The sequence below is a fragment of the Hyphomicrobium sp. genome, assembly GCF_036833075.1.
In the GTDB taxonomy this organism is placed as follows: Bacteria; Pseudomonadota; Alphaproteobacteria; order Rhizobiales; family Hyphomicrobiaceae; genus Hyphomicrobium_C.
On record NZ_DAITQL010000011.1, the window covers coordinates 18876 to 32860 of the forward strand.

The window sequence follows — 13985 nt, forward strand, 5'->3', positions numbered from 1 at the left end:
TGTGACGGCCCGCGCGCCCGCCCCGGTGTGTCTCGCGGACTACGAGCGTCTCGCCGCCGGGCGCCTCGATGCCAATGCGTGGGCCTATTTCTCCGGTGGTGCGGCCGACGAGATCACCGCGCGGTGGAACCGCGAAGCCTTTGACCGGCTCGCCATCATGCCCCGCGTTTTGGCCGGCGGTCCGGGCGGCACGACGGGCCTGACGCTGCTCGGCCACGCGTATGCGCATCCGATTTTCGTCGCGCCGGTCGCCTACCAGAAGCTCGCGCATCCGGAGGGCGAGCTCGCGGCGGCGGCGGCGGCGGCGGCGCAGGACGCGTGCATGGTGCTCTCGACGCTGGCGAGCGTGACGCTCGAGGCGGCCGCCGAGACCGGCGCCACGTGCCGCTGGTTCCAGCTCTATCTTCAGCCCGCGAGGGCGGCGACGCTCTCGCTCGTGCGCCGGGCGGAGGCGGCCGGATACACGGCTCTTGTCGTGACGGTCGATGCGCCGGTCAACGGCGTGCGCAACCGGGAGCACCGGGCGGGCTTCGCACTGCCGCCGGGGATCGCGGCGGAAAACCTCACGGGAGCCGCGCCTCCGCCGCCGCTCGCGCCCGGCGCGAGCGCGGTGTTCGACCGCTTCATGGCGGCGGCGCCGACGTGGGAGGACGTGGCGTGGCTCCGCTCCGAGACGACGCTGCCGATCGTCATCAAGGGCGTCCTGTCGGCAGAAGATGCCGTGCGCGCGATCGAAGCCGGGGCGGCTGCGATCGTCGTCTCGAACCACGGCGGGCGCACGCTCGACACGCTGCCGGCCACGATCGACGTGCTGCCGGAGGTCGCGCGTGCTGTCGCGGGACGCGTGCCGCTGCTGCTCGACGGCGGGATCCGGCGTGGTACGGACGTGCTCAAGGCGCTGGCGCTCGGTGCGTCGGCGGTCCTCGTCGGGCGGCCGGTGGTGTATGGCCTCGCGGCGGGCGGGGCCTACGGCGTGGCGCACGTGCTCCGTCTTCTGCGCGACGAGCTCGAGATCGCGATGGCGCTTTCAGGCTGCCGCACGCTTGCGGACATCGGCTCCGATCTCATCTGGCGGGCGTCCGCTCCGCCGTCAGCCGAGCGCTGAGACCGCTGCCGTCTCGGCAGGCGCGTGCATGCGGGCAATGGCGGAGGCGAGCGGGCAGGTGCGCACCAGCGCATCGAACCTGGCGCAGAGGAGCCGGTTGCGACCGGCGGGGCTGTAGAGCCCCTTCGCACGCATCCGCGAGACGATGCGCGAGACCGTGTCGGCGTTGAGAGCCAGGTGCTCGGCTATGTCCACGCGCGACAGCGGCATTTCGAACAGCAGGCCTGATGGAGTCTCCCTGCCGGTGCGGAGGGCGAGCTCGATCATCAGCGCGGCCACGCGCTCGTCACCCGTCAGCCCGGCGACGACCGCGTTGTGAAGCGTCGTCCGCGCCGCCTGATCGGCGAGGCGATCGGCGATCCCGTGTGCGAAATAGCCCCTTTCGTCCAGCAGGCTCTTGACGGCCGGCCAACGCAGGCGCCAGACCTCGCCGGTCTCGGAGGCGGCCGTGATCTCCAAGCCTTCGATCGGCGGCAGCGCGCTCGCGCGCACGAAGTCGTCGGGATAGAGGAGGCTCAGCACCTGATGGCGCGTGTGCGGGATTGGCGCGCGCGTCAGAAAAACGCCTTTGCGGATCAGGTACACGCTTTCGTCGGGCTCGAATGCGAGCGCCAGCCTCTGGCGCTTGCGCGTAGCGACGCGAACTGCATGCGCTTCGAGCGGCCCGGAGACGACGTCTGCGACGTTTTTCATCATGCGGATGCGAGCGGCTTCGATCCCAAGAGTTTTAATTCTTCCGCGGGTCCGCGCCGAATCACCTTGACCAAGATCAAGAATGCCCGCGGCCGCCGGCCGCTGTAGATTCCGTGGTCATGCAACTTTCGCGCGATCTTGCGCGATGGCGGAGCTTTCTCCCCCGCCGCCGCCCGCGCGCCCACTTAGACGCGGAAAAGCGTCCGCCTGCGGTTTGCCGCTCCGGTGGCGGTTGAATTCTGCGTTGCGGCCCGGCTACATAGCATCATGAGCAGAACAGGCTTCTACTCGGGATCGTTCGATCCCGTCACCCTCGGTCATACCGACATCATCGCGCGCGCCGCCAGGCTCGTGGACCGGCTGGTGATCGGCATCGGCGTGCATCCCGCCAAAGCGCCCCTGTTTTCGGACGAGGAGCGCGTCGAGATGCTCGAGGCGGAGACGCGCGCCATCGCCGCGACGGCGGGCATCGAGATCGACGTCGTCACGTTCTCGGACCTTGCGGTTGCGGCCGCGCACCGGCTCGGGGCGGGCGTGATCTTCCGCGGGCTCCGGGACGGCACGGACTTCGACTACGAGATGCAGATGGCCAACATGAACGGGCAGATGGCGCCGTCGATCGAGACCGTGTTCGTCGCCGCTTCGCCCGAGGTCCGGCATATCGCGGCCAACCTTGTTCGCCAGATCGCGTTGATGGGCGGCGACGTGACGCCGTTCGTCTCCAAGGGGGTTGCGCTCAGGCTGGCGACCACGGCCCGGGCCAGGAAGGCCTAGCCGCAAGGGCGCGGTTGCCGGGACCGGCACAAAAGGCGATAACGTCCACGCCGCCCCGGCCGAGCCGGGCAACGGCCAAAGCTTCAGGGGGCGCCCATGCAGGGTTTCAAGGTTCTGGCCGCGCTGGCGTTGGTGCTCGGCTTTGCCGCGTGCAGCTCGTCCAACGGACAGATCGCCGTGCCCGCGCCTCAGGGCCAGAGCGGCGCAGTGACCACGGGGGCGATCGCGGACGACCCGGCGAATACCGTCATCATGGAGCTCCGGACCGGCAAGGTGACGATCCGCCTCCGTCCCGATCTTGCGCCCGGCCACGTCGAGCGCATCAAAAAGCTCGTCAACGAAGGGTTCTACGATGGCCTCAAGTTCCACCGCGTGATCCCGGGCTTCATGGCGCAGACGGGCGATCCCAAGGGAACGGGTGCCGGCGGCTCCAAGTATCCGGACCTCAAGGCCGAGTTCTCCGCCACCCCGTTCGAGCGCGGGACGCTCGGCGCGGCGCGCACCGGCGACCCCAACAGCGCCAACAGCCAGTTCTTCATCTGCTTCACGCACGTGCCGCATCTCAACGGCCAGTACACGGTGTTCGGGCAGGTGGTGGACGGCATGCAGCATGTGGATCAGATCGCCAAGGGCGAGCCGCCGCCGAAGCCCGATACGATCATCAAAATGTACATGGCGCCGGCAGCGCCCTGAACCCGTTCTCACACCCTGGCGTTGTGTGACGGCGCGGCCGCCGCGAAACGCCCGTTCGTTTGCATCTCATTGGAGCTCTCACTCATGGCCGACATCAAGGACCCCGAGAATACCCTCATCATCGAGACGACGCAGGGCCGGGTGGTCATCGCGTTGCGTCCGGATCTGGCGCCGAACCACGTGGCGCGCATCAAGCAGCTGGCCCGCGAAGGGTTCTACGACGGGATCGTGTTCCATCGCGTGATCGACGGCTTCATGGCGCAGACGGGTTGCCCCAACGGCAGCGGAACGGGCGGCTCGACGTATCCGAACCTCAAGGCCGAGTTCAACGCCGAGCCGCACGTGCGCGGCGTGTGCTCGATGGCGCGCGCGGCCTCGCCCGACAGCGCCAACAGCCAGTTCTTCATCTGCTTCGACGACGCCACGTTCCTGGACCGGAAGTACACCGTGTGGGGACAGGTGATCGAGGGCATGGAGAACGTCGACAAGATCAAGCGCGGCGAGCCGGTGCAGAACCCCGACAGGATGGTCTCGGTCAAGGTCGCGGCCGACGCGGCATAAGGCGGCGTCCCATGTCGTTGCAGACCGCGACCTTCGGCGCCGTCGCCTTCCTGATCGGCGTTTTGCTCTCGGTTCAGGCTCCGATCAACACGATCGTCGGCGCGAGGCTCGGGCATCCGCTCGCGGGAGCGGTGTTCTCGTTCGTTGCGGGGACCATCTTCCTCGTCGCTGTGATGCTGCTCACGGTGCGTACCGAGATCGCCTGGTCCGAGATCCGGTCGTTTCCTCCGTGGCTTTGGCTCGGCGGGGTCTTGGGCGCGATCTACATCACGGCGGCCATTGTGCTGACGCCGCGGATCGGCGTCGGCGCGCTGATCGCGCTTGCGATCACCGGCCAGGTGGCGGCGAGCCTCGCCCTCGATCACCATGGCCTCCTCGGCCTGGACATCCGCGAGATCACGCCGGGGCGGGCCGGTGGCGCCGCGCTGGTCGTTCTCGGAGCGCTCATGGTGTGGATCTTCTAAGTCATTTGGTCCCGCGGCGCGGGGACGGTACGGGAGAGTGCGATGCCGGTCGGGTCGTGGGCGCTTTGGAACGTGGGGCTCGCGGGGTTCCTGGGCGCGGCGGGGGTAGCACTCTCCGCGGTTGCAGCGCACCGCGTCGCCGATCCTGGGCTGGCTACGGCCGCGCTGTTTCTCATCCTCCACGGCGCGGCGGTGGTCGGGCTCTCGGCGCTCGCCGGCGCGACGCCCTGGCCGGCGGTGTTCCTTGCCGCGGCCTCGCTCATGATTTTCGCCGTCACGCTCTTTTCCGGCGACGTGGTGGCGCGTGCGCTGCTCGGGGGGCGGCTCTTTCCCATGGCGGCGCCCATGGGCGGCTCGCTGCTCATTCTCTCGTGGAGCCTGGCCGGGCTCGCGGGGATCGTGGGCGCGATCCGGGGCGGGCCGTAGAGGGATTGACGCTGTCTTGTCGCAGGGGTTCCTCCCGGGGGCGACTTGCGGCTATGACAGGCGCCCATGCGCACCGATCTTTTCGACTTCGATCTCCCGGACGACCGCATCGCGCTTCGGCCCGCCGAGCCGCGCGATGCGGCGCGCCTGCTCGTGGTCGATCCGAACGCGGCCGGGCCAGCGCCGACGCTGTCCGACAAGGCCGTGCACGATCTCGCCTCCCTCCTGCGGCCGGGCGATGCGCTGGTGCTCAACGACACGCGCGTCATCCCGGCCGCGCTTTCGGGTGTGCGGGTGCGTGGCGACCTGCGCTCGGGCGTAAGCTTCAACCTCTTGAAGCGTGTCGGCGAGAGCCGCTGGCGGGCGCTGGCGCGTCCCGCAAAACGGCTCGCCGTGGGGGACCGGGTCCGGTTCGGCTCGGAGAGCGAGGGCATGGCGTGCCTCATGTCGGCGCTCGAGGCCACCGTCGCGTCGCGCCTCGAGGCAGGTGAGGTCGAGCTCGCGTTCGACCTCTCGGGGCCCGACCTCGATCTGGCGATCCAGGGCATCGGCGAGATGCCGCTGCCGCCCTACATCGCGGGGCGGCGGGCGGCGGACCTCAGCGACCGCGCCGCCTACCAGACGGTCTATGCGGCGCGGGACGGGGCCGTCGCGGCGCCCACCGCGGGGCTGCATTTCACGCCGGACCTCTTTGCGGCGCTCGAGGCGCGGGGGGTGGCGCGCCATTTCGTGACGCTGCACGTCGGCGCGGGCACGTTCCTGCCGGTCAAAACCGACGACACGGCCGACCACAAGATGCATGGCGAGTGGGGCGAGGTCACGGAGGCAACGGCCGATGCGCTCAATGCCGTGCGGGAGGCCGGCGGGCGCATCGTGGCGGTCGGTACGACGTCGTTGCGTATTCTCGAAAGCGCGGCTGCGGACGGGACCATCCGGCCGTTCGCGGGCGACACGTCGATCTTCATCACGCCGGGCTATCACTTCCGGGCGGCCGACGTGCTGATGACCAACTTCCACTTGCCGCGCTCGACGCTGTTCATGCTGGTGGCCGCGTTCTCGGGTCTCGAGACCATGAAGGCGGCCTATGCCCACGCGGTGGTGTCGGGGTACAGGTTCTATTCGTACGGCGATGCGTCGCTTCTTTTCAGGACCGGCAAGGAGGTCAGCCATGGATGAGGATCTGGAGGCGATGGACCGAGCGGGACTCGTCGAGGAGGTTCGCAAGCTGCGCGCCGGAATCCGCGCGCACCGCGACAGCACGGGGCACGACCTCTGCTGGCATCATCCGGCGCTGTGGGGGCTCTTGCCGGAGGCTCTCGATCCGGCCATTGCGGTGCCGCCGTGGGAGAAATTCATGCGCGGCTGCATCCACTACCGCGCCTCGCTCGACCGGCAGAAGCCCGACGCGCCCATCCACGACAAGGAATTCGATGGCTGACACCGACACGTTTCGCTACCGCCTCGCGGGGACGGACGGGGGCGCGCGCCGTGGCGAGATCGCGACGCCGCGCGGGACGATCCGCACGCCCGCGTTCATGCCGGTCGGAACGGTGGCGACCGTCAAGGCGCTCTATCCGGAGCAGGTGCGGGACGCGGGCGCGGATATCCTGCTCGGCAACACCTATCACCTGATGCTGAGGCCCGGTGCGGAGCGCGTCGCCAGGCTCGGCGGCCTGCACGCGTTCATGCGCTGGGAGAAGCCGATCCTCACCGATTCCGGCGGGTTCCAGGTCATGAGCCTGTCGAAGATCCGCAAGATCACCGAGGAGGGCGCGCTGTTCCAGTCGCATCTCGACGGATCGCGTCACATGCTGTCGCCGGAACGCTCGATCGAGATCCAGTGCCTGCTCGGCTCCGACATCCAGATGCAGTTCGACGAATGCATCGAGCTGCCGGCGGAGCGGCGCGAGGTCGAGCGCGCGATGGAGCTGTCGCTGCGCTGGGCCGAGCGCTCGCGGCGCGCGTTCGAGGCGCAGCGGGCGAGCGGTGGCGCCGGGCCCGGACAGGCGCTGTTCGGCATCGTGCAGGGCGGCACGGATGCGGCGCTGAGGCGCCGCTCCGCGGAAGCGCTCGTCGGCATGGATCTCGAGGGCTATGCGGTCGGCGGGCTCGCGGTCGGCGAGGGCCACGATCTCATGCTGGCGACGCTGGACGCGACGCTGCCGTTTCTGCCGGACGACAAGCCGCGCTATCTCATGGGCGTCGGCACGCCGCTCGATCTCATCGAGTCGGTGCGGCGCGGCATCGACATGTTCGATTGCGTGCTGCCGACGCGGAACGGCCGGCACGGCCTCGCCTACACCTGGGGCGGGCCGGTGAACCTGCGCAACGCCGTGCACGCCGACGATCCCCGCCCGCTCGACCCCGAGAGCTCGTGCCCGGCCGCGCGCGACTATTCGCGGGCCTACCTGCATCACCTGATGAGGTCCGGCGAGTATCTCGGCGCCATGATCCTGTCGTGGGTGAATACGGTGTTCTACCAGGACCTGATGGCGGCCATGCGGGCCGCGATCGAGGCCCGTCGCTTCGATGCGTGGGCGGAGGAGACCAAGGCGCGGATCACAGGCGGCCGATCGCCCGGCGCGTGAGCCTGCCGGTGCGTCACGACGGCGGAGCGGCGTCCACCATCTCGCGGGCAAGCCGGTGCTCGCGATGGACGAGATAGACGCCCGAGGCGACGATCAGCGACGCTCCGGCGAGCGTCCAGAAATCCGGGAGATCGCCGAACACCGCATAGCCGAAGGCGACCATCGTCAGGAGCTGCATATAGAGGAACGGGGCGATGGCGGACGCGGGCGCCAGGCGGTAGGCGTGCAGGAACAGCCAGTGGCCGAGGCCGCCGAGAACCCCGAGCGCGCCGAGAAGCGCCCAGGAGAGCATGTCAGGCGGGGCGTGCCAGTCGGCGATCGCGAAAGGGATGCCGGCAAACGTTCCCACGAACATCGAATAGAAGAGCGTGACGAGCGGCGGGTCGAACTCCGCCATGTGCCGCGTCAGCAGCATGAAGAGGGCGTAGACCAGCATGGCGGCGAAGGCGTAGAGCACGGCCGGGTGCATGACGCCGAGGCCCGGCCTCACGGCGACGAGCACGCCCACGAAGCCGACCAGGACGGCGGCGATGCGGCGGCGGCCGACCCATTCGCCGAGCAGGGGCCCCGCGAGCAAGGCCACCACGAGCGGCGCCAGAAAGATGATGGTGATGGTCTGGTCGAGGCGCATGTACTGGAGCGCGAGGAAGTTGAAGGCTGTCGTTCCAACCATCAGGACCGAGCGCACGAGCTGAAGCCCGGGGCGGTTGGCCGTGAACAGGGCTTTCGCGCTCATGATGCCGAAGGCCGGGACCAGGACGAGCAACAGCAGGAACTGGACGATGAAGCGCGACCAGACGATCTGCCCCATGCCGAGCCCCGCCCGCGTTGCGAGGAACTTGGCGGATGCGTCGAGCCCCGAGAACAGAGCGACCGCCATCAGCATGAAGCCGATGGCCCGGAGGCGCTGGCGGGCCGGATCTAGGGACTGGACGGGCTTGTGCATGGGGCTCGGGCGCGTTTCGTGCGCCTCTCTTACTGCATGACGCGGGGAAAGCGACGCGGCATTTTCCCGGAGCCGTTCTGCAGCGCCGCGCGTAGCTTTCCCGTGACACGTCCACCGCCGACCCAACCGCCTTGACCCGGCCTCCGCGCCCTCCTAGAAAGCGCTCTCTTCAACGGTGTCGTCCCCCGCTACTCCGCAGGACGGCTTCGGGCCGGTAGCTCAGCGGTAGAGCACGTGACTTTTAATCATGGGGTCGAGGGTTCGATTCCCTCCCGGCTCACCATCTGTCTGGAATGCATAGCGTTCTCAATGCGTTAAGCGCCCTGTCCATCGGTGGAGTGGCCCGCATTCTGCCGGCCGATGTCAGGTGACGCGGATGAAGCGCGTCAGCTCGGAGAGCAGATCGTAGCCGTCCCAGACAGGGTCGAAGTCGAGCGCGGAGCCGATCGGTGTCCAGCGCGCAACGCCGAGCGTGGTGTTCGCCGCGGCGACCTTGCGAATGTCCTCGGTCCGAAACCCGAAATGCGTCACGGTCTGGTCGCGGGCGCGGAGGTGTCCGGTGAGGGCCTCGAGGGTGGGGATGAAAACCACGGTCAGGAAGCCGCCGCCGACTGTTTGCTCAGCCCGCTCTTCCCGCGTCGCGATGGCGCTGGTGAGCGCGCCGTTGCGCCAGGCCACCTCGGACGACGCGCCGGCTGCGGCAGAGGAGAAGGCGTGCACCATCTTCGTCATCTGATGTCCGGCCGGCGCGGCATGGCCGCGATCGAGGGCGATGCGGGCCAGCGTCTCGAGCAGCGCCTTGACGGCGGCGAGATGGCGGGACGCTTCACCGGTGACATAGAGACCGTGCGGCGAGGAGCAGGCCATCTGATCGAACACGAAGATGTCGTTGCAGAGCCGATGCGCGAGATCCTGGCGCCCGGATTCGTTTAGGCCGGCAAGCGCGTCGCCATCAAGAACGCAGAGGGAGACGCGGTCGCCGAACCAGATCGATTTCCCGCTGTTGCGGAGCGGCAGGCTTTCGAAGGCTTCGATCTTCGCATCACCGCCCCAGACGATCCGTGCGTCGCTCTGAGCGGAAATGAGGCGTCCGAGGTCGCTCGTGGACGGATAGTGGATGAACATCTGCGAGCGGTCGTCTGCCCTATCGAGAGCGGCCAGGATGAGATCGCAGATCCCGCGCAACTCGGGGCTGATCTCGCGCGGCAGGCGCACGACGTTGGCGTTGCCGGCAAGGAAGGACAGCAGCCAGGAATAGAGGAACACCGTCTCGACGTTCTTCGGCGGCAGGTGGAAGACGAGGCCGCGCGGCCGCGAGATCGTTTGGGCGGGATGCCTGAGAGCGAAATCCGTCTCCAGACGGTTGAGGGCGGCGCGGCGGATCCAGAAGCCGAAGTGCTTGACGGAGGCAGAGGCCGGCGCCTTGCGCGCGAGGATCGCGTCGCTGACGGAGGCGACGAGAGCGACCCGCTCGGCAGCGAACGGCACGACCAGTCGGGAGCGGCAGGACTCGAGACGCTCGCAAAGCGCCGTCGCGTCGATCTCCGCCTCCTCGCCGCCGGTGCCGAACACTGTGATGAGCGCGCTCACGCCGTTTCGCATCCTTAGGCCGCGCTGGCGGCAATCACGTCGCTGCAGCCACGCAACTCGGTCTTCGCGACCCGGCCGGCGATGGCAACGGCCTTGCCGAAGCGGTTCTCTATTCCCGTGTCGACGGCAAGGATCGCGCCCCGGTCCTCGGTCAGCACGCTGTGGCCGGGATAAGACCTCGGCAGCAGCGAGACCACCTGCACTACGCCCTCCTCACCCGGCTCCGCCGGCTCCCAGCTTCCGGGGCGGCGCACGATCACGTCGGTGAAATTCGGAGGGTAGAGCAGTCCGCCGGGCCCTTCCACGAACATCGAGCCGATCTGCTCCACGAAGCCGTAGAAATTATAGATCCGGGAGAGATTGAAGCGGGCGCGGAGCGCCGCGCGGAAGCTCGCATTGGACACCTTTCGGGCTTCGAGATTCTTCCATCCGCCCGAATGGATGAGGATGGCGTTGGTGAGGTCGAGTTCGCCATCGCGAAACCGCTCGTAGAGCTTCGTCCAGACCAGGTAGGTGAAGCCGAAGACGAGGAACGGCTGGCTGCCGTTGGCACCCACGAAACTGCGAACACGCTCCAAGTCGGTTTCGAGCGCGGAATCGAGCGCGAACGTTGCCCTGGCGCCGAACTTCATCATGCCCAGCACGCCCGCGCCGCGCGCCGTCATATCGGTCGGCTGGAGAACGTCCTTGGTGTCGATGGCGAGGAACGGCAGGCGCCGATCGCCGAGAATCGGACGGAAGGTGGCGATCAAGGCGCGCGATTGGCGCGTCGCCGTTTCGGGATCGACGACGATGCGGCTCGGCGTCTGGCCGGTGGTGCCGCTGGACCGGAGAACGAGGGAGGGCGTGGCGGTCGAGGACAGCTCGCGCTTCTTAAACAGGCCGACGGGAAGGAACGGCACCTCCTCGATCGCACGGTAGATCCGCGGGCCGCCCCAGGCCGCGTCGACGATGCGCGCGTAGTCGCGGCAGGTTTCATAGTGGAATTGCGCGAGCTCGTTGAGCCCGGGGAGAAGGAGCGCTTCCTTCTCCGCCTGGCGCAGCGAATAAGGCGGGGCCGCGAGCAGGCGCTCAAACATCCGCCATCTCCTTCAGCCGTGCGTAGTCGATCTTGCCGCTCGGCTTGCGCGGCATGTCGGGCACGGCGCGCACCGCGAAGCTGGCCGCCGGAATTCCGCAGGCCAGCGCGATGGACTTGAGCCGCGCCTTGGCGCCGTCCGGAATGGCTCCTTCGAAGCCCACGACGATGCGCTCTCCACGGTCGATGCAGGCTGCGGGGCCAAGCGGCGCAATCTCCTTCTCGATGTCGTCGAGGCTAAGCCGGAGCCCGGCGATCTTCGCGAACCGCGCCGCGCGCCCCGAAAGGAACAGATACCCGTCCCGGTCCAGCCATCCGAGATCGCCGGTCTCGAGGCGCCCGCCCAGGAGATCGCCCGCCGCGAGATCGTTCCGCCCCTCGGCGTAGCCCATCATGACGTTGGGGCCCTCGTAGACGAGGGCGCCAACCGTGCCGGCCGGCACGGACCTGCCGTCTCTATCGACGATGGTGAGCTTGCCCTGGGGGAGCGCGATGCCGACCGATCCCAGCTTCTCCTGCCATCGCGCATGCGGCAGCGTGGTCATGCGCGGTGCGGCTTCCGTCTGCCCGTACATGATGAAGACCCGTGCTCCCCGCGCCGCGGTGTGCCCGAGGATCGCCTTCTGGAGTCGCGTGTCGAGGTGTCCGCCGGCCTGGGTGAAGGTGTCGACCGAGGCCGGAACGGCGTCGAAGCCGAGGCGTGCGAGCACGGAGTAGTGAAACGGGACGCCGGGGAAGTGCGTGCCGCCGCACGCCTTCACCTTGCCCCAGAAGCTCGCGGACGTCACCGTGTCATCGAGCATGGCGATGCGCCCGCCGGACACGAGATGGGAGGTGACGACGGAGAAGCCATAGGAGTAATGCAGCGGCAGGTGAGCGATGGCCACGCTCCCCGTGTCGAGCGCGAGGCTCGAAGCGATCTGCTTTGCGTTGGTGGTGACCGCCGTGCCGGAGAGGCGGACGAACCTGGCGCTGCCCGTCGTCCCCGACGTGAGCAGGAGCACCTGCAGATCCGGCGCGATCATGGAGCCGGGGCCTCGTGCCTTGCGGCTCGCGAGGATGAGGCCCTGCGCGGGGCTGGTCGCGATCTCCCAATCCTCGGGATGGCCGCTTGCGCGGCGGATCCATTCCGCCTCATCGAGGCCGGCAACGATGTCCGGACGGTAGAGCGCGCAGAGGCTGTCGAGCCGGTCGGCCGGCAGGCCGGGATCGATCAGTGCGACCGTATGTCCCGCCGCGGCGGCCGCAAGAAACGCCACGAGAACGGCCGGGCGATTGTGCGCCAGCAGAAACACGAGCGTTTTGCCGGGCCGTTCGAAGCGGGCGGCGACGGCCATGCATTGCGCCCGCAGCGCGTCTTCCGTCTGCCAGCGCCCGGTCGTGTGGTCCCATAGGAGCGGCCGGTCCGGCCCGTGGGTCCGGAGAGGAAAGAAACCTCTGCAGCTCGCATCGATCATGGGGTGCTGCCTGTGCTCAAAGGAACCATGTGCTCAAAGGACCATGCCGCCGTCGACCCCGAGCACCTGGCCCGTCACGTAGCGCGACAGATCGGAGGCGAGGAAGAGCACGGCATCGGCAACATCTTCCACGGTTCCGGCGCGCGCGAGGCCGATCGATCCGAGCGCCTCGTGTCTCACCTCCGCGCTGAGCGCGGCGGTCAAGCCGGTTTCGATGAAGCCGGGTGCGACGGCGTTGACGCGGATGCCTTTGGGGGCCAGCTCCTTGGCGGCGGCGAGCGTGGCGCCGACGATCCCGGCCTTGGAGGCTGCGTAGGCGAGTTGGCCCGTTGCGCCTTTCAGGCCGACGATGGACGACAGGTTGACGATGCTGCCGCCGGTGCGCGCCATGAGCCGGGCTGCGGATTGAATGAGGCGGATCGCGCCGGCGAGGTTGATGGCGAGCGTGCGGTCGATCTCGTCGTCGGAGATCATGCCGATAGGGGCTGGGCGCATGATCCCGGCGTTGTTGACGAGAATGTCGAGGCGCTTGTGATGCGTGAAGATCGCCCGCGTCATCTGCCCTGCCGCCTCGGGTGCGCCGACATCGCCGGGCAGAACGGAGATCCGCTGCGCCTCATCCTTTCCGAAGGCCTCGAGGATGCCGTCGTCGATCGCCCGGGCATTGACCGCGACGCTGGCGCCGGCCGCGGCCAGGCGCTGCGCGATCGCGAGCCCGATGCCGCGGGATGCGCCGGTCACCAGGGCCACCCGCCCGGAGAGATCAATTCGCGGCATATTTGCCCATGATCTCGACGGCCTTGTCGAAGCTGCTCATGTCCAGGATGTCATTGGCGTCGAGCATCGTATCGAACTCGCTCTCGAGCGCGGCGACGAGTGTCATATGGCCAAGGGACGTCCATTCGGCATAATCCCTGTAGACGAGGCTCGACCGGTCGATCCCGTCGTCGATCTCCAGCGCCTCCTTGAAGGCCGAGAAGACCCTGTCGTGCACGCTCATCGGTATGTCCCATCCAATTACGATTTCGCAGCCTGGAATTCGTCGGGATCGAGCCGCCGCTCGAGAAGCAGCACATCGTGCGCTCTGCCGGCTGCGTCGATGAAATGCGCCGCGAGCGTTCCGACGATGCGGTAGCCCGCCATCAGGTTCATCTGGATCGCCGCGAAATTATCGATGCGGATCTCGGCCAGGAGCTTCCGGAGGCCGAGGTCGCAACAGGCGGCGCGCATGAGCTCGCGCATCGCGATCTGGCCGACGCCGGGCCGTCGCGCGCGCGCCGAGACCGCCACGGCGCCGTAACCGTTCCTGTTGCGCCGGTTGACCTGGCTCACCTGTATGAAGCCCACGGCATCGTTCGCATCGCCGTCGGCGATCACGCGGAAGAGGCCTCCCGGCTCGCGCGTGCGCCGATCGATCCATTGCCTGACGGCGTCGTCGTCGGTCGCCTCCGGGATCGCCATGAGCATGGCTTGCATGGAGACGTCGCGACGCATGGCCGCCAGCGCGCGGAAGTCTCCCTCGGTTGGAGGTCTGAAGATCACGATCCATGCTCCAGGGCGTGGCTGCCCGTTTGGAGCGAAAAATAAGCGATTCTCCGCGTCCTCCGCAG

The 13985-nt window shown here is 68.3% G+C and carries 17 protein-coding genes and 1 tRNA gene; 10 read left to right on the forward strand and 8 right to left on the reverse strand.

All coding sequences use genetic code 11. The features are described from left to right. The first annotated feature begins 1 nt into the window (after position 1). A complete protein-coding gene (locus tag V7082_RS05290) occupies positions 2-1105 on the forward strand; it encodes an alpha-hydroxy acid oxidase (RefSeq protein WP_334146578.1) in 1104 nt (367 codons plus the stop codon). On the opposite strand, the gene V7082_RS05295 is transcribed toward V7082_RS05290, so the two are convergent. Next, on the reverse strand, positions 1091-1798 hold the full coding sequence (locus tag V7082_RS05295; RefSeq protein ID WP_334146579.1) for a Crp/Fnr family transcriptional regulator: 708 nt from the start codon (positions 1796-1798) through the stop codon (positions 1091-1093). The two genes, V7082_RS05290 and V7082_RS05295, sit on opposite strands and share 15 nt — an antisense overlap. 267 nt (positions 1799-2065) lie before the next feature. Between V7082_RS05295 and coaD the strand changes: the two genes are divergently transcribed. The 8 genes from coaD to tgt all read left to right on the forward strand — a co-directional run bounded on the left by coaD (position 2066) and on the right by tgt (position 7304). Further along, positions 2066-2572, forward strand: a complete 507-nt coding sequence (gene coaD / locus V7082_RS05300; protein ID WP_334146580.1) for a pantetheine-phosphate adenylyltransferase — start codon at positions 2066-2068, stop codon at positions 2570-2572. Positions 2573-2824: 252 nt separating this feature from the next. Next, positions 2825-3265, forward strand: coding sequence for a peptidylprolyl isomerase (locus V7082_RS05305; RefSeq protein ID WP_334146625.1), 441 nt, complete (start codon positions 2825-2827; stop codon positions 3263-3265). 84 nt (positions 3266-3349) lie between these two features. Further along, a complete protein-coding gene (locus tag V7082_RS05310) occupies positions 3350-3826 on the forward strand; it encodes a peptidylprolyl isomerase (protein ID WP_334146581.1) in 477 nt (158 codons plus the stop codon). An 11-nt stretch (positions 3827-3837) separates the two neighbouring features. Beyond that, a complete protein-coding gene (locus V7082_RS05315) occupies positions 3838-4290 on the forward strand; it encodes a DMT family transporter (RefSeq protein WP_334146582.1) in 453 nt (150 codons plus the stop codon). A gap of 42 nt (positions 4291-4332) precedes the next feature. Beyond that, the gene (locus tag V7082_RS05320; protein ID WP_334146583.1) at positions 4333-4716 is read left to right on the forward strand and encodes a DUF423 domain-containing protein; all 384 of its coding nucleotides are present in this window, start codon (positions 4333-4335) and stop codon (positions 4714-4716) included. Positions 4717-4782: 66 nt separating this feature from the next. Continuing rightward, positions 4783-5892 (forward strand): tRNA preQ1(34) S-adenosylmethionine ribosyltransferase-isomerase QueA, encoded by a 1110-nt coding sequence (gene queA / locus V7082_RS05325; protein ID WP_334146584.1) that lies wholly within the window; start codon positions 4783-4785, stop codon positions 5890-5892. After that, positions 5885-6154, forward strand: a complete 270-nt coding sequence (locus V7082_RS05330) for a hypothetical protein (protein ID WP_334146585.1) — start codon at positions 5885-5887, stop codon at positions 6152-6154. The genes queA and V7082_RS05330 overlap by 8 nt, the downstream gene beginning before the upstream one ends. After that, the gene (tgt, locus tag V7082_RS05335; RefSeq protein ID WP_334146586.1) at positions 6147-7304 is read left to right on the forward strand and encodes a tRNA guanosine(34) transglycosylase Tgt; all 1158 of its coding nucleotides are present in this window, start codon (positions 6147-6149) and stop codon (positions 7302-7304) included. Before V7082_RS05330 ends, tgt begins: the two co-directional genes overlap by 8 nt. 13 nt (positions 7305-7317) lie before the next feature. Here the strand turns inward: tgt and V7082_RS05340 are convergent, their stop codons facing one another. Further along, positions 7318-8250: a DMT family transporter gene (locus tag V7082_RS05340; protein WP_334146587.1), complete on the reverse strand. Its 933-nt coding sequence runs from the start codon at positions 8248-8250 to the stop codon at positions 7318-7320. 208 nt (positions 8251-8458) lie between these two features. On the opposite strand from V7082_RS05340, the gene V7082_RS05345 reads away from it, so the two are divergent. Beyond that, positions 8459-8533 (forward strand) — tRNA-Lys (locus V7082_RS05345). Positions 8534-8613: 80 nt separating this feature from the next. Here V7082_RS05345 and V7082_RS05350 read toward each other — a convergent pair. From V7082_RS05350 to V7082_RS05375, 6 genes are read right to left on the reverse strand one after another with little or no spacing between them, the layout of a single operon-like run. Continuing rightward, on the reverse strand, positions 8614-9840 hold the full coding sequence (locus V7082_RS05350; RefSeq protein ID WP_334146588.1) for an acyl-CoA reductase: 1227 nt from the start codon (positions 9838-9840) through the stop codon (positions 8614-8616). A gap of 14 nt (positions 9841-9854) precedes the next feature. Further along, positions 9855-10919 carry a LuxE/PaaK family acyltransferase gene (locus V7082_RS05355; RefSeq protein WP_334146589.1) on the reverse strand — a complete coding sequence of 355 codons (1065 nt, stop codon included), beginning with the start codon at positions 10917-10919 and terminating at the stop codon, positions 9855-9857. Then, positions 10912-12375 (reverse strand): AMP-binding protein, encoded by a 1464-nt coding sequence (locus V7082_RS05360; protein ID WP_334146590.1) that lies wholly within the window; start codon positions 12373-12375, stop codon positions 10912-10914. Before V7082_RS05360 ends, V7082_RS05355 begins: the two co-directional genes overlap by 8 nt. Positions 12376-12408: 33 nt before the next feature. Next, positions 12409-13152: a glucose 1-dehydrogenase gene (locus V7082_RS05365; RefSeq protein WP_334146591.1), complete on the reverse strand. Its 744-nt coding sequence runs from the start codon at positions 13150-13152 to the stop codon at positions 12409-12411. After that, complete coding sequence (locus tag V7082_RS05370) at positions 13139-13375, reverse strand: acyl carrier protein (RefSeq protein ID WP_334146592.1); 237 nt, start codon at positions 13373-13375, stop codon at positions 13139-13141. Before V7082_RS05370 ends, V7082_RS05365 begins: the two co-directional genes overlap by 14 nt. A 17-nt stretch (positions 13376-13392) precedes the next feature. Next, complete coding sequence (locus V7082_RS05375) at positions 13393-13917, reverse strand: GNAT family N-acetyltransferase (RefSeq protein ID WP_334146593.1); 525 nt, start codon at positions 13915-13917, stop codon at positions 13393-13395. Positions 13918-13985 lie beyond the last annotated feature (68 nt).

Excerpts from the sequence above, each read along its gene's own strand:
- V7082_RS05295 (WP_334146579.1), bottom strand. The coding sequence starts at position 1,798 with ATGAAAAACGTCGCAGACGTCGTCTCCGGGCCGCTCGAAGCGCATGCA.
- coaD (WP_334146580.1), top strand. The coding sequence starts at position 2,066 with ATGAGCAGAACAGGCTTCTACTCGGGATCGTTCGATCCCGTCACCCTC.
- V7082_RS05305 (WP_334146625.1), top strand. The coding sequence starts at position 2,825 with ATGGAGCTCCGGACCGGCAAGGTGACGATCCGCCTCCGTCCCGATCTT.
- V7082_RS05310 (WP_334146581.1), top strand. The coding sequence starts at position 3,350 with ATGGCCGACATCAAGGACCCCGAGAATACCCTCATCATCGAGACGACG.
- V7082_RS05315 (WP_334146582.1), top strand. The coding sequence starts at position 3,838 with ATGTCGTTGCAGACCGCGACCTTCGGCGCCGTCGCCTTCCTGATCGGC.
- V7082_RS05320 (WP_334146583.1), top strand. The coding sequence starts at position 4,333 with ATGCCGGTCGGGTCGTGGGCGCTTTGGAACGTGGGGCTCGCGGGGTTC.
- queA (WP_334146584.1), top strand. The coding sequence starts at position 4,783 with ATGCGCACCGATCTTTTCGACTTCGATCTCCCGGACGACCGCATCGCG.
- V7082_RS05330 (WP_334146585.1), top strand. The coding sequence starts at position 5,885 with ATGGATGAGGATCTGGAGGCGATGGACCGAGCGGGACTCGTCGAGGAG.
- tgt (WP_334146586.1), top strand. The coding sequence starts at position 6,147 with ATGGCTGACACCGACACGTTTCGCTACCGCCTCGCGGGGACGGACGGG.
- V7082_RS05340 (WP_334146587.1), bottom strand. The coding sequence starts at position 8,250 with ATGCACAAGCCCGTCCAGTCCCTAGATCCGGCCCGCCAGCGCCTCCGG.
- V7082_RS05355 (WP_334146589.1), bottom strand. The coding sequence starts at position 10,919 with ATGTTTGAGCGCCTGCTCGCGGCCCCGCCTTATTCGCTGCGCCAGGCG.
- V7082_RS05360 (WP_334146590.1), bottom strand. The coding sequence starts at position 12,375 with ATGATCGATGCGAGCTGCAGAGGTTTCTTTCCTCTCCGGACCCACGGG.
- V7082_RS05365 (WP_334146591.1), bottom strand. The coding sequence starts at position 13,152 with ATGCCGCGAATTGATCTCTCCGGGCGGGTGGCCCTGGTGACCGGCGCA.
- V7082_RS05370 (WP_334146592.1), bottom strand. The coding sequence starts at position 13,375 with ATGAGCGTGCACGACAGGGTCTTCTCGGCCTTCAAGGAGGCGCTGGAG.